Here is a 13,284-nt window from a genome sequence, read left to right as displayed (position 1 = left end):
CTTATTAAAGTGTATGCCTTGTCGTTTGGCTAGAAAAAAACGTCTTCAATAACCAGGCGATCAAAGCTAAATTGACAATAAATAGTATGAGTGGATACACAACCGACACCCATTGCGATGACAGCCACTGAAGGCTCGACGCCCCTAATGAAGCTCCACCGACACTCATCAAAGCAGGACCAATTGTATTGACCGCGATTGTTCCAATAAAGGCACCAGAAGAGAGAACAACGATAAAACTTGTTATATATTGTGCTGTTATATCTGTTATAGAAAACCCAATTGTTCTTAACATGTTGTTCCGGCTTGAATCTTTAGCTTTTAACATGTGCAAGAACATGAACAGCATTAAGCTGGCGGTCCCAAAAGCAGCTAATGTAGCAAAAAATGCAACGACTTTTACGATAGCTGCTGTGCTGCCGATCGTTTGATGAACGTATTCTTTCATATCTGTCACTTTTGCAGGAGATACCTTTTTTTCAAATATCGCCTTTTTCTCTGCAATATTTACTCCTGGTTTTAGTTGGATTTGAATGGTTTTCCAAAGAGCTGATTGAGGAAATGGCTGTGATATTGCTTTTGCTGTTTTGCCTCCATTGGTGACGTCCTGATAAATACCTGTCACCGTTCTTTGGGTTTCATGCCCGTTAGTTACGAGAGTGATTCTTTCTCCTATCTTTTTCTGAAGTGAATCTGCATTTAACACGGATAAGGCAATTTCATCATTCTTTAAAGGCTGCCGGCCTTGTAAATAGGTGAGGGGAAATGCTGAGAGCTCACCTGTTTCTAAATAGAGCGTTTCTAATGAATTCTCCTTTGATTTCGCCTGAAGAGAAGCAGTCTCATAGATGGCTGCTGTTTGAATGCTCCTATCTTCACGAATCATTGATTCTATTTCGTTTATATTTTTCGTTAGTTGATTTCCTTGGCGTATATCAATTCGAAGGTCACTTTTACCCGAGCCAAGGTAGGTGATGAAATTCGGTGATTGTAAGGTATGCCATAGCTGAATAGGCATCAGCATTAAAAATGTACAAAGTGCAATAATACAAGTAATCGTTGTGTACAACTTCTTTCGTGATATCAGGTCTTTTAAACCAAGCCAAATGTGGATCGGTAAGAACCTGCTTTTCTTGAGGTGCATAGGTATTTTTTTCTTATGATTCGATGAATGGATACCACCTTGAAGGGCTTGAGCAGCTGATATTTGACCAAACTTTCTTAGGACAGCATAGCTGCAAGAGATGACGATCATTGCTGTCACAATAGAAACAAAAAGCGGGATTAACAAATGATCAAAAGAAGGCTGATTCCCCATGTATTGCTGAATATTGGCCGTAAACATATCACCAAATATAAGTGTTAACACATAGCCTGCTATACATCCTGCACAAGCAAGCACGGCATACTTTCCAACGTATAATTGCTTAATTTTTGTTAAAGGAATCCCAAGTACCTTCAGTATGCCAATTTCACGTTCATCTTCTTCTATAGAAGCCGTCATAGCAAGATGGAGTGAGAGAAGGGCTATACTAATGAGCAGCAGGCAAACAAGCAAAAGAATGGCAATCACCATTCCATCTGTCAATGCGTTCAGCATGCGCAGCAAAGGCAGTGTGACAGCTGGGCCTTGTTGTGGCATCTGTGATGATTGATAGATTGCTTGAAAAGCATCTGTCTGCGCGGCATCATGCAGTAAAAATTCGATTAAGTACTCTTTTTGTTGAAACACTTGATTTATTGCGTCCCAATCCTCGTTATGAAGAAGAAATCTTTTTGAACTGACTAGACTGGGGTTCATTTGTGCATCTCGCAAGAACGCTTTAATGCGAAAGGTGAATTGATTAGCTCCTTTCTCAATCAGTAATGTTTCACCTATGTTGAGATGATACTTTTGTTGAAAATAAATTGGGACAGCCACTTCACCTTTATTGACAATGAGCTTCTCGTTTTGTTGATTTAAAAGAAAATCAAAATTGCGATTTTGCTTCACAAATAAATGATCCATCACACCTGCTTTGGCAGGCTCATGTCCGAACCTGATGTTTGCATGTTCAATTGGTATCATAGGGACGATTTGATGAGCTTTTACCATGGACTGCTTACTTGAAAATGCTTCAATGTCTTTTTCATTTAGGTCGCCGTCATGCATTTGGACAAAGTCTGGCGCTTTAGCAGAATGGAGCAGGCCAGAAATGGATCCATTCAGCTGTACTGTCATTTGAGCGGCACTTGCTGCGAGAAATGAAGTCATCATGATGCAAATAGTTAAACCAATTGAAATAAGACGGTGGCGGGTTAAGTCTTTCTTTATAAAGGCGAATCTCATGAGGCTGATTCCCCTTCATGTTGAAGCATATTTTTTGTTAGGTAGGCTAGGGCAAACATGAAAACACTGACGATTAACACAGTCACATACATGTTGGCTGAAAACGTATTAAACAAGAACCCATACATCATTTGACCAAGCGGAACTGCACATTGAGAAACCATTGTTAGATTGGCCATCACTTTTCCTAATTGCTGATTTGGAGTTTTCTTTTGAATATGTGATATCACAACGACCGAGATCATTGTAAGCAGCATAGCAATTGGAAGACATCCTGCTAAAAAGAGAAAATAAGCTGGATAAGTGCCAAATTGTAGAGCCATAGTCGATGTTGAGAACGCCACAGGCAGTAGGATGATGGCGATGACAAGCATCCAGCGATATAAAGTAGGAATGCGCCAATGCTTCGCTACGAGTCCAACTAGCAGAGCACCTGCGATGACAGCGAACTCAATCAAGCCCATTCCTACTCCATACATGATGTCACTGGTTTTCATTGTAACCCTTAAAATGATTGGGCCACCTACGATAAAAAATGGTGTAAGGATGAAATTTAACATTGCAGCAAGCAGCATGGTTCTTTTTAGAAACGGCTGGCTGCCGATATAAGAAAATCCTTGTTTCATATCTTTTATGAGCACTTTGCCCATAGAATCTGTCAGCGGACTAGAGGAGAAGGGTATTTTTAATCGTAAGAGCATGCACGCAGATAGGAAAAATACGATGGCACTGGCACCTATAATGAATTGACTTCCAATCATTCCGTATAGAACACCACCGATAACAGGTGCGAGAACACCTGAAAGTGCCTGAACGCCATTGACGATGCCGTTCGCTTGTTCTAATTGATCTTCTTTCACTAGCTGTGGAATGCTGGACATCACAGTAGGTGCATAGAACGTACTCATCACACCAAGAAGTATCATGACAGCTCCTATCATGTAGAGTGAATCATTTCCAGATAATAACCAGAAATAAAAAGCAAGAATCATGATGCCGGCGAGGACGTCAAATAAAATCATCAAGTTCCTTCTGTTAAACCGGTCAGCGATTGCACCAGCTAATGGGGAGAGAAGGAACGGGATATTGGATAAAGCGAAAAGTAAGGCAAATAAATCAACTCGTTGTGTCATATCCAGCACATGTAAAGATAGAACAAATCGAATGAGAGAAGATCCGAAAACGGAAATAATCTGTCCGAGAACGAGGTAGATAAAGTGAGATGAATCTCTTTTGAATAATCCATTCATAAATATCACTCTCCTTTTAGACCGACCGTCAGTCTATAATGTATGCAGGATTGGTATTGAAGTGACCAATCACTGATTATTTTCATCCTGCTCACCAGATAATCGCTTCAGCAAGAAGGAAAAGCTACCCTTTTCTGCATGCAATGAGGATTCAAGTATATCGATAAAAGCTAAAGCGCGTTGTATACTTTCTTCGGCTGTCCATTGGAACAGGCCATCATCAAATATGACCTGTGCAGAAGCGAGAAGGAATTCAACCGTCTCTTGCGGATACTTCGTTTTGAATGTCCCTTCCTCTACACCTTGCTGAATGACATCTGCCAACACTGGTGATAGTTCTTTAATGGCTTTAATTAAGCTTTTTTGATGCATTTCTGCATTAGAAGGCTGATGGAACTGATCGATCATCCCCTGTTTATGGCTTCCTTGCTGAGGTGATTGCGCCATGATGATACGAAATAGTTTGTCAACGACTGGAAGGTCTGGATCAGCCGCAATACGCTTTGCCACGATGATATCTTCTTTGATGATCCTGTCAATAATGGCATCCATTACTTCTTCTTTGGATGCAAAGTAGTAATAAAAGGTGCCTTTTGCAATGCCAACGGCTTTTAATATGTCAATAATCGTTGTTTTCTGATAGCCTTTGGTTGAAAAAAGCGCTTCTGCTGCGTTTAATATGTCATTTTTACGTTCCTCAGGATGTTTAACGGTTCTCATAAGGGCATCCTTTCTTTTAACTAGACTGTCGGTCGGTCTTTGATTTGATTAAACACTTTTTAGGGTGTCTTTGTCAATGGCTGGTTTTAAACACTTTGCATTTATTGTTCAAAGACACTATGATACATTGAATGAAAACACCTTCAGGAGAGATGACTCATGCAATTTTTAACCAGAGAATTGGCTCAAGAAATGGTTGAACGTACGATGCATATTTTACATAAAAACATCAATGTGATGAATGCAGATGGTGTCATTATTGGTTCTGGTGAAAGAAACAGGATTGGCCAGAAACATGATGGTGCACGACTTGTTCTGACAAGCGGGAACAGTGTGGAAATTAACCAGGAGACCTCCTTGCGCTTAGAAGGAGTGAGACCCGGGATCAACCTGCCTATTTGCTTTCATGAACAAATAGTTGGTGTGATTGGGATTACTGGTGAGCCAGAGGACATTCGGCATCATGCCGAGCTGGTGAAGATGGCAGCTGAACTGGTGTTAGAGCAATCTTTTCTGCTCGAACGGGTTCAATGGCGTCATCGAATAGAAAGTGAAATTGTCAATCAGTTGATTTCATATTCTGATGTTGGGGATCATCAGCTGAAAAATCGAGCTGCTTGGCTGGGAATGGATTTAGACAAGCGCCGAAGGGCTGTTGTTTTTCAGCCAGTTCCATCCTCAGAGGATGCTGTTCATAAATTGATGCATGCGATTCAATATGATAAGAAGGCGGATGATTTACTTGGTATGACCTTTTGTCATGAATTGATTCTTTTAAGTCATTCCATACCTGAACATCAATTAAAGCAGATGGCAGGCCATCTGCAAAGAACAATGCAAAGAGCAATAGGAGGCAAGGTGCTATTGGGGATAGGGACAGTCGCTGACGACATCAGCCAGCTGCCAATTTCTTTTCAGCATGCGAGAGAAGCTCTGAAATTAGGGAAGGTTCTTGATCCGGAAGAAAGTATGTATTTCTTTGAGTCTTATCAGCTGGAAAGCTTATTCATGATTGCGGGAATTGCTGAAAAGAAAAGTCGATGGACTGACTTTTACAAGCCGCTGACACAAGAAGCAGAGCTCGCCCATACATTAAGGGTTTACATTGAAGAGGGCGGTGATTTGCAGAGCATTGTTGATCGTTTATTTATTCATCGGAATACATTGCGTTATCGTTTAGACAAAATTCAAGAATTGACTGGAAAAGACCCTCGTCATGTAAAACAGTTAATCGAGCTTTATATGGCGCAGCTAATGAATCAATTATCTTGATTGTGCAAATGCACAATTGAGTAGAGTGATAGATGAAAAAAGTTCATCCAGATTCACAACACAATCCCTTTGGGTAAACGCTTACAATTGGAGAAAGATATTTTTAGGGGGATTGAGGATGAGTGGAGATGTAACGGTAAGTACTTTGGGAGCTATGGCGGCGCTTGTGATCGCAATTGTTCTCATTCTAAAAAAAGTATCACCTGCTTATGGCATGCTGGCAGGTGCATTTATAGGCGGCTTGGTTGGCGGTGTAGATATTGTTCAGACCGTCAACGTCATGATGGAAGGTGCTAAGGACATGATTCCAGCTGTCCTTAGAATTATGGCGGCAGGTGTACTGGCTGGTGTTCTCATTGAGTCGGGTGCAGCGTTATCGATCGCTGAGGCCATCGTGAGAAGGCTTGGTGAGGCGAGGGCACTATTAGCACTCGCACTTGCAACGATGATTTTAACAGCAGTGGGCGTGTTTGTAGATGTTGCGGTTATTACGGTAGCGCCCATCGCACTAGCCATTGCTAAACGCGCAAAGCTCTCAAAAACGGGAATTCTCCTTGCTATGATTGGAGGCGGGAAGGCAGGAAATATCATGTCACCGAATCCGAATGCCATTGCCGCTTCAGATGCTTTTGGTGTACCTCTGACTTCAATGATGGCTGCAGGTGTCATTCCGGCTGTGTTCGGGCTGGCGGTTACATATGTATTAGCTAAAAAGCTTGCAAACAAAGGGACACCTGTTCTTGAGGAGGAAACCGGACAAAGTAAAGTTCAAATACCTGCTTTTTTTCAAGCACTGGCTGGTCCACTGGTTACCATTTTATTGTTGGCTTTAAGGCCGCTTTTTCAAATCAATATAGATCCAATGATCGCCTTACCAATTGGAGGGATTGTAGGCGCTCTTTTCATGAAAAAAGGGAAATTTCTCAATGATTATGCGATGTCGGGGCTTCATAAAATGTCAGGTGTCGCGATTATGTTATTAGGGACAGGTACATTAGCAGGAATCGTATCGAATTCTTCCTTAAAAGATGTGTTTATTCAGGCACTTGATGCATCGGGTTTACCTCCATATTTACTTGCACCAACTTCAGGGATATTTATGTCAGCCGCTACTGCTTCGACAACAGCTGGCACGGCGGTAGCGAGTGGTGTGTTTAGCGGAACACTGATTGGGCTTGGTGTATCTGCTCTTTCAGGGGCAGCCATGATTCATGCTGGCGCAACAGTGCTTGACCATATGCCGCACGGGAGCTTTTTCCATGCAACAGCAGGAAGTGTTCAAATGGATATTAAAGAGCGTTTAAAGCTCATGCCTTTTGAATCGTTAATCGGTTTGACATTAACCGTTGTATCGACCATTATTTTTGGCGTTTTCCACCTGTTTGGCTAAAGGACATGATAAGAAATGAGGGGCTGATAGGATGAAAATTGTGATCGCACCAGATTCATTTAAAGAAAGTTTGTCTGCTTATGAGACAGCATGTGCCATTGAACGAGGATTTCGTTCTATTTTACCAAACGCAGAGTATATCAAACTGCCAATGGCAGATGGAGGAGAGGGAACTGTTCAATCGTTGGTTGATGCGACGGGTGGGCATATTGTTCATCAAGTGGTCACGGGCCCGCTTGGTGAGCCTGTGGATGCTTTTTTTGGCATGTTAGGAGACAGTCAGACTGCTGTCATAGAGATGGCTGCAGCCTCTGGATTACACCTTGTTCCGCGAGAAAAACGTAATCCGTTATGGACGACATCGAGAGGAACTGGTGAATTAATACTTACAGCGCTGGATAATGGAGCGAAGCATGTGATCATTGGGCTTGGCGGAAGTGCAACAAATGATGGCGGTGTTGGAATGATGCAAGGATTAGGTGCAGCTTTCCTTGATAAAACAGGACATGCACTGACGTCAGGCGGCGGGGCACTTCATCAATTAGCTTCAATTGATTTATCTGGACTCGATCCAAGGCTGCAATCTGTCCGGCTGGAGGCGGCTTGTGATGTGGATAATCCTTTAACAGGTGAGAGAGGAGCGTCTGCCGTTTTCGGCCCTCAAAAGGGAGCAGATGAAGAAATGGTTCAAGTGTTAGACAAGAACCTAGCTCATTTTGCACGAGTAGCTGAAAAGCAGTTCAATATATCCTTTGAAGATGCAGCAGGGGCAGGAGCTGCAGGGGGACTTGGTGCGAGTTTATTAGGCTTTTTAAAAGCCGATTTGCAAAGAGGAATCGATATTGTGCTGAAAGCTGTTCATTTTGATGACATCATCAAGGAGGCAGACCTTGTCATTACGGGAGAAGGCCGAATTGACCGGCAGACCATTTATGGAAAAACGCCAATCGGCGTAGCCAAAGCAGCGAAGCAGTATAATCTACCCGTGATTGCCATCGCAGGCTCTCTCTCAAAAGACAGTGCAGTCGTACATGATCATGGAATTGATGCACTTTTTAGTATTGTTCCAGGTATTACCTCTCTTTCTGAGGCGATACACGATGCGAATCTCCATGTAGAGAGAACAGCTCGGAATATCGCGGCTGTGTTAGAATTTGGAATAAAAAAGTAAACGATGAAAAATGTTTCCTTTTCTATCACATTCCTTCTATAGAAATGTGGTAAAATCGATATAAATGATGTAGAAAGTTGGAGGAAACAAAAATGTCTAATCTACCGAATTGTCCTTCGTGCAGCTCACCTTATACTTACGAGGACGGCAGTCTGTTGGTTTGTCCTGAGTGTGCGCATGAATGGTCACTTGAACAAGAACAAGCGGCAGAGGAACAGCTTGTTGTCAAAGATGCGAATGGGAACCTGTTAAGTGATGGGGACACGGTCTCTGTCATTAAAGACCTAAAAGTAAAAGGTTCATCATCCGTTTTGAAAATAGGAACGAAGGTCAAAGGCATTCGTTTAGTGGAAGGCGATCATAACATTGATTGTAAAATTCCTAGCTTCGGCGCAATGAAATTAAAATCAGAGTTTGTGAAGAAGATATAAACAAAAAAAGTTATACTATTAGAAATTGCCGATGAAGGCTAAATCTGAGCAAGAAATAAGTATAAGAGTACAAAAAACACCTAAATTGTTAAAGGAAACATATCCCTTAATAAATTAGGTGTTTTATATTTTTATACAGTTTTTAAAATGATGAGGAACTATTCAAAGGAATATCCGTATATATTATTGGAATAATTTAAGCTTATCATTTCATAAATTAATTGAGTCTAAAAATAAATGGGAGATAAAAATGGAGTTTGGATATTTTAAGAAGCCTGTGATCAAAAAAACGACCAAATGTATACCAATTAGTAATAAAGAAGAAATCACCATTGGATTTATAAAAAGATTTTATACAAACAAAGTTGAAAAGTTGATTGATCACATATTTGATGAGTTTTATGTGAATGTTGAAGTAATGGATTCGAATTCTAATATGATTGTAAAGGCTATTGAAAATAAATCTCTCCAATCAATGTTACGTTCAAATTGGGTGATAGAATGTAAAGATAAAGGAAGGTTATTATTAGAAGATAGAATTAAAATTAAAATAAATCCAACTATGAAATTAATAATAAATGAAACTATATACTATCTAAAGAAAGATTTTTCCAATAAACGTGTTAGATTAGAAAACTCAGAGCAGACGATAGCTGAAATTACATACGATAAAATAATACCTCCTGTAACAGTTAATATTGAAAAAAAGCAGGGTGACTTATCTTTACATCTTATCGCATGCCTCTATTATATATTTATGTTAAGAGAGTAAGCGGGGATCCTATAAGTGCATCATCATTTTGAATCCCACATTCTATAAACAGTATTTTAAATCATTACCTTAACCCTACCTTAAAAAAGGCAGATGATTCGCTAAATTTTGGCTAATCCCCTTCACAACTTTTGGGCATTGCTGTACCATATGGAAGTGTATTTCTATTTTTGACGGATCATGGTGTTTATCAGGAAATAGAATGATAGATGATACTTAGACAAAGAAGGAGAGGTAACGTGACGAACGTTTTAGAACTGCATAATGTATCTAGGCATATTCGCGGGAAAAAGATTGTTCAAGACTTGAGCTTTTCTGTCCAAGCGGGCGAAGTCTTTGGCTTCTTAGGACCAAATGGTGCAGGGAAAACAACAACCATTCGTATGATGGTCGGTCTTTCTCCCATTACATCTGGTGACATTCTGATTAATGGTCATAGTATTCAAACCTCCTATCAGCATGCCATCCAAGATGTCGGTGCCATTATTGAAAACCCAGAAATGTATAATCACTTAACGGCAAGACAAAATCTTGTTCACTTTGCCAGAATGAATGGGAAAGTGGATGAAGCGCGCATTGATGAGCTGTTAGAGCTAGTCAGCTTACAGCATGTGAAACATAAACGTGTGAGTACATTTTCATTAGGAATGAAACAGCGATTGGGCATTGCGCAGGCACTCATACATAGACCGAAACTGCTAATCTTAGATGAACCAACCAATGGACTTGATCCTGAGGGGATTCGAATGATACGAGATTACTTGAGAAGGCTTGCAAAGGAAGAAGGGCTTGCTGTTATTGTTTCAAGTCACCTCATGTCAGAGATGGAATTGATGTGTGATCGCTTTGCAATTATCCAAACAGGAAAGCTAGTTGCCATTGAGGATCAACGTGCTGAGACGAAGCAGGATGATTTGGTTAATTATCGAATGAAGGTAGCAGCCGGGGAGCTTGAAGAAGCACAGAAACTAATTGGTGCATTTGAGGAAGGCATCACTGTAAGAGAAGAAGAGCAGTACTTATTTTTCTCTATGCTAGAAGAAAAAATGCCAGAATTAATTCGTCATTTGAGCAGCGCGTCTATTCATTTGTACGAAATCAAAATCGAAAAACAAACCTTAGAAGATAAGTTCTTAAGCTTAACAGGTAAAAAGGAGGCAGACGTATGATTCGCCTCATTCAAAACGAGTGGATGAAGATCAGTTATCGTATTGGTACTTGGATTATGGTTGGGCTTCTTGTATTAGGTATGGTTGCCACGCTGATCTTTGCAGTGAAAACAAATGACAAAGATCAAGCTTCAGGTGATTGGAAGACTGAACTGCAAGCGATCAATAAAGCAAACAAGGGAGAATTGAAAGAGGATAATATAGGATTTTATAAGAGATCCCTTGAAAGCGAAATAGCAATCAATGAGTATCGAATCAAGCATAATTTACCTCCTGTAGATCAATTCGGTAAAAATGCATGGGCTTATGTGAAGATCAATGCTGATTTGCTTCAGCTGGTCGGTGTATTTGTGATTATCATTGCAGCGACGATTGTCTCGGCTGAATATAAGCATGGTACAATTAAATTATTACTCATCCGTCCACCATCAAGAATGAAAATTCTTTTATCTAAATACTTTACCGTTCAACTTTACTCTCTCTTTCTGATCGCGGTCCTATTTATCCTGTCATTTATTCTAGGTGCGATCTTCTTTGGACTTAATCATGATTATGTGTACTTGTCCTATCAAAATGGTAAAGTCATTGAACAATCTCAGCTTATAAATATGGTGTCATATTATTTGGCACATTGTGCTATGTTTGTTGTACTAGGAACACTTTCTTTTGCCATTTCAACGGTATTTAGAAGTGAGGCCCTTTCTATTGCGATTAGTGTGTTAGCTTATATTGTTGGAGCATCCATCACAAGCATTTTGATGTTCTTCTTTGATTGGGCGAAATACTTATTGTTTGCCAACGATCCTGCACAATATTTCGCGGACACACCTACTTTTATCGAAGGTATGTCTCTAGGATTCTCATTAATCGTCCTAGTCATCTATTGGGCTATTTTCTTAGCCATTGCCTTAATTGTCTTCCAAAAGCGTGAAGTGAAAACAGGTTAATTTAACTTTTTAGGAGGTTTACACATGATGAAACGTAAAGGTGAAAAAATTATGGGGATTATTAGTATTGTCCTCAATGCCATTGGTGTTGGGTTTGGGGCATTAATCCTTTCTGTAGGTCCATCTTTTTATGATGAAATCAATGAAGTGTTAAAAGAGGAAGGAGAAACATTGCCGATCGAAACGCTTCAGGCTTCGGTTCATGCATTTGGTACTCAGTTCATGGTCGTTTCCGCAATTGCGGCTGTGCTGTCGATTGTCGGTGTGATTTTCTTGAAAACTGACCGTCGTGCCGTGCTATCAGGTATTCTTTTCTTGGTTTCTGCTGTGACTCTTTTAATTGGAACAGTTGGCCTTGCATTCGTTCCAATGGTTCTATTGTTTATCATTGGATTAATGTCTCTTATTAGAAAGCCGAATACAGACATTCACACAAGTGAATATCCTTCATAATGATAGAAAAGACATGCGCATATCCGCGCATGTCTTTCTTTTTAAATGATGCCAATCAGCATCGCCACGAACAGAAGGATAATACTGAATCCCCACATCCAAAAGAAAGAGTAGCGGATGTGTTTCCCCATATCAACCCCTGCAAGACCTACAGCGAGCCAAACAGCGGGAGCAAGCGGGCTGACAAAGGTTCCGATGATGTTCCCAATCATCATGGCATATGCCGCAGAAGTGCCTGGTACGCCAACTTCAGATGTAATGGATTCAACAATTGGCAGAAGGGCGTAATAATAGGCATCTGTACTTGTCAGCATATCCAGCGGCACCCCAAGCAGCCCAACAATGATATGTAAAAATGGCAGCAAGAAGGCTGGTAAAATGTGAATACTGTCCACAGCAATGGCTTTCAGCATCCCCGTGCCTTCAAGAATTCCTAAAAATGACCCTGCGGAGAAAATGACAGCCGCCATCATCAGCGCACTAGGTGCGTGTGCCTTAATTCTTTCCATTTGCAGATTCACATTCGGAAAGTTAATCAATAGTGCCAGTGACAGGCCAATCATAAACATAAAACTAGCAGGAATCACGTTCAACACGAGAAGCACGACAACAGATACAAATAGGATGAGGTTGACCCAGATGAGATGATAACGCTTTAAAGAGGCGTCTCCCGTTTCACTAATAGACTGAATGGCACGATCCCAATCTGCACCTTCTAGTTGAACCGCAGCTATTTCATTTGCAGCAATTTTCACCCGAATTCGTTTTTCTTCCCTTTTTCCTAAAATGAATGCCATCCCTAATACGAGCACAACGCCAATGAGCTGAATTGGAATGAGTGGCACCCACAGTTCAGAGGGATCCATATTTAGGACACTTGCTGCCCGTCCAGTCGGTCCGGCCCATGGAATCATATTGGTTAATCCGGCACTCGTCCCGATTAATAACAGTAGCAAATAAGGACTCATATGTAATTTTTTATAAAGCGGAAGCAGTGCAGGTACAGTTAATAAAAAGGTCGTAGCCCCTGCTCCGTCTAAGTGTGCGATAACCCCAATTAAAGCAGTTCCCATTGCAACTGTGACAACATTTCCTTTTGTCAGCTTGATTAAAGCTTTAATTACAGGTTCAAAGAACCCTGTATCTTGCAAAATGCCAAAAAATAAAATGGCGAAGATAAACATGGTCGCCACCGGCAATACTTTGATAATCCCTTCCTCAAAGAAGGTTTGAATGTCATTGATCCCAAATCCCGCGATGAGTGCCCCTATTAAAGGCACCATGACCATGGCGACAATTGGACTTGCTTTCCCCCAAATCAGCAGCACAACAATCGTTAAAATAATCAACAATCCAACAAACGTTAACATAAGCCCCTCC

The 13,284-nt window shown here is 40.8% G+C and carries 12 protein-coding genes; 8 read left to right on the top strand and 4 right to left on the bottom strand.

Going from position 1 to position 13,284, the window contains the following annotated elements; genetic code table 11:
* Positions 1–4 precede the first annotated feature (4 nt).
* The 3 genes from AC20OE_RS04145 to AC20OE_RS04135 all read right to left on the bottom strand — a co-directional run bounded on the left by AC20OE_RS04145 (position 5) and on the right by AC20OE_RS04135 (position 4,299).
* On the bottom strand, positions 5–2,329 hold the full coding sequence (locus AC20OE_RS04145; RefSeq protein ID WP_487268482.1) for an FtsX-like permease family protein: 2,325 nt from the start codon (positions 2,327–2,329) through the stop codon (positions 5–7).
* Positions 2,326–3,579, bottom strand: a complete 1,254-nt coding sequence (locus tag AC20OE_RS04140; RefSeq protein WP_058838394.1) for an MFS transporter — start codon at positions 3,577–3,579, stop codon at positions 2,326–2,328. The genes AC20OE_RS04145 and AC20OE_RS04140 overlap by 4 nt, the downstream gene beginning before the upstream one ends.
* A gap of 69 nt (positions 3,580–3,648) precedes the next feature.
* On the bottom strand, positions 3,649–4,299 hold the full coding sequence (locus tag AC20OE_RS04135; RefSeq protein ID WP_058838395.1) for a TetR/AcrR family transcriptional regulator: 651 nt from the start codon (positions 4,297–4,299) through the stop codon (positions 3,649–3,651).
* Between the two features lie 159 nt (positions 4,300–4,458).
* Between AC20OE_RS04135 and AC20OE_RS04130 the strand changes: the two genes are divergently transcribed.
* The 8 genes from AC20OE_RS04130 to AC20OE_RS04095 all read left to right on the top strand — a co-directional run bounded on the left by AC20OE_RS04130 (position 4,459) and on the right by AC20OE_RS04095 (position 11,904).
* A complete protein-coding gene (locus AC20OE_RS04130; RefSeq protein ID WP_487268479.1) occupies positions 4,459–5,571 on the top strand; it encodes a CdaR family transcriptional regulator in 1,113 nt (370 codons plus the stop codon).
* A gap of 118 nt (positions 5,572–5,689) precedes the next feature.
* Positions 5,690–6,961, top strand: coding sequence for a GntP family permease (locus AC20OE_RS04125; protein WP_059377314.1), 1,272 nt, complete (start codon positions 5,690–5,692; stop codon positions 6,959–6,961).
* A gap of 31 nt (positions 6,962–6,992) precedes the next feature.
* The gene (locus AC20OE_RS04120) at positions 6,993–8,132 is read left to right on the top strand and encodes a glycerate kinase (protein ID WP_059377312.1); all 1,140 of its coding nucleotides are present in this window, start codon (positions 6,993–6,995) and stop codon (positions 8,130–8,132) included.
* 92 nt (positions 8,133–8,224) lie between these two features.
* Positions 8,225–8,563 (top strand): zinc ribbon domain-containing protein YjdM, encoded by a 339-nt coding sequence (locus AC20OE_RS04115; RefSeq protein ID WP_024423969.1) that lies wholly within the window; start codon positions 8,225–8,227, stop codon positions 8,561–8,563.
* Positions 8,564–8,813: 250 nt separating this feature from the next.
* The gene (locus AC20OE_RS04110) at positions 8,814–9,335 is read left to right on the top strand and encodes a tubby C-terminal domain-like protein (protein WP_487268476.1); all 522 of its coding nucleotides are present in this window, start codon (positions 8,814–8,816) and stop codon (positions 9,333–9,335) included.
* Between the two features lie 239 nt (positions 9,336–9,574).
* A complete protein-coding gene (locus AC20OE_RS04105) occupies positions 9,575–10,504 on the top strand; it encodes an ABC transporter ATP-binding protein (RefSeq protein WP_082700869.1) in 930 nt (309 codons plus the stop codon).
* Complete coding sequence (locus AC20OE_RS04100; protein ID WP_487268474.1) at positions 10,501–11,451, top strand: DUF2705 family protein; 951 nt, start codon at positions 10,501–10,503, stop codon at positions 11,449–11,451. The genes AC20OE_RS04105 and AC20OE_RS04100 overlap by 4 nt, the downstream gene beginning before the upstream one ends.
* Positions 11,452–11,475: 24 nt before the next feature.
* Positions 11,476–11,904, top strand: coding sequence for a DUF4064 domain-containing protein (locus tag AC20OE_RS04095; RefSeq protein WP_039182706.1), 429 nt, complete (start codon positions 11,476–11,478; stop codon positions 11,902–11,904).
* Positions 11,905–11,945: 41 nt separating this feature from the next.
* Here the strand turns inward: AC20OE_RS04095 and AC20OE_RS04090 are convergent, their stop codons facing one another.
* Positions 11,946–13,274: a CitMHS family transporter gene (locus AC20OE_RS04090; RefSeq protein ID WP_058838401.1), complete on the bottom strand. Its 1,329-nt coding sequence runs from the start codon at positions 13,272–13,274 to the stop codon at positions 11,946–11,948.
* Positions 13,275–13,284: the final 10 nt, after the last annotated feature.

The sequence above is a fragment of the Bacillus sp. SRI_025 genome (assembly GCF_057592095.1).
This window is presented reverse-complemented; position numbering and strand designations above follow the sequence as displayed.

Excerpts from the sequence above, each read along its gene's own strand:
- AC20OE_RS04115 (WP_024423969.1), top strand. The coding sequence starts at position 8,225 with ATGTCTAATCTACCGAATTGTCCTTCGTGCAGCTCACCTTATACTTAC.
- AC20OE_RS04090 (WP_058838401.1), bottom strand. The coding sequence starts at position 13,274 with ATGTTAACGTTTGTTGGATTGTTGATTATTTTAACGATTGTTGTGCTG.
- AC20OE_RS04095 (WP_039182706.1), top strand. The coding sequence starts at position 11,476 with ATGATGAAACGTAAAGGTGAAAAAATTATGGGGATTATTAGTATTGTC.
- AC20OE_RS04100 (WP_487268474.1), top strand. The coding sequence starts at position 10,501 with ATGATTCGCCTCATTCAAAACGAGTGGATGAAGATCAGTTATCGTATT.
- AC20OE_RS04145 (WP_487268482.1), bottom strand. The coding sequence starts at position 2,329 with ATGAGATTCGCCTTTATAAAGAAAGACTTAACCCGCCACCGTCTTATT.
- AC20OE_RS04125 (WP_059377314.1), top strand. The coding sequence starts at position 5,690 with ATGAGTGGAGATGTAACGGTAAGTACTTTGGGAGCTATGGCGGCGCTT.
- AC20OE_RS04140 (WP_058838394.1), bottom strand. The coding sequence starts at position 3,579 with ATGAATGGATTATTCAAAAGAGATTCATCTCACTTTATCTACCTCGTT.
- AC20OE_RS04135 (WP_058838395.1), bottom strand. The coding sequence starts at position 4,299 with ATGAGAACCGTTAAACATCCTGAGGAACGTAAAAATGACATATTAAAC.
- AC20OE_RS04120 (WP_059377312.1), top strand. The coding sequence starts at position 6,993 with ATGAAAATTGTGATCGCACCAGATTCATTTAAAGAAAGTTTGTCTGCT.
- AC20OE_RS04110 (WP_487268476.1), top strand. The coding sequence starts at position 8,814 with ATGGAGTTTGGATATTTTAAGAAGCCTGTGATCAAAAAAACGACCAAA.
- AC20OE_RS04130 (WP_487268479.1), top strand. The coding sequence starts at position 4,459 with ATGCAATTTTTAACCAGAGAATTGGCTCAAGAAATGGTTGAACGTACG.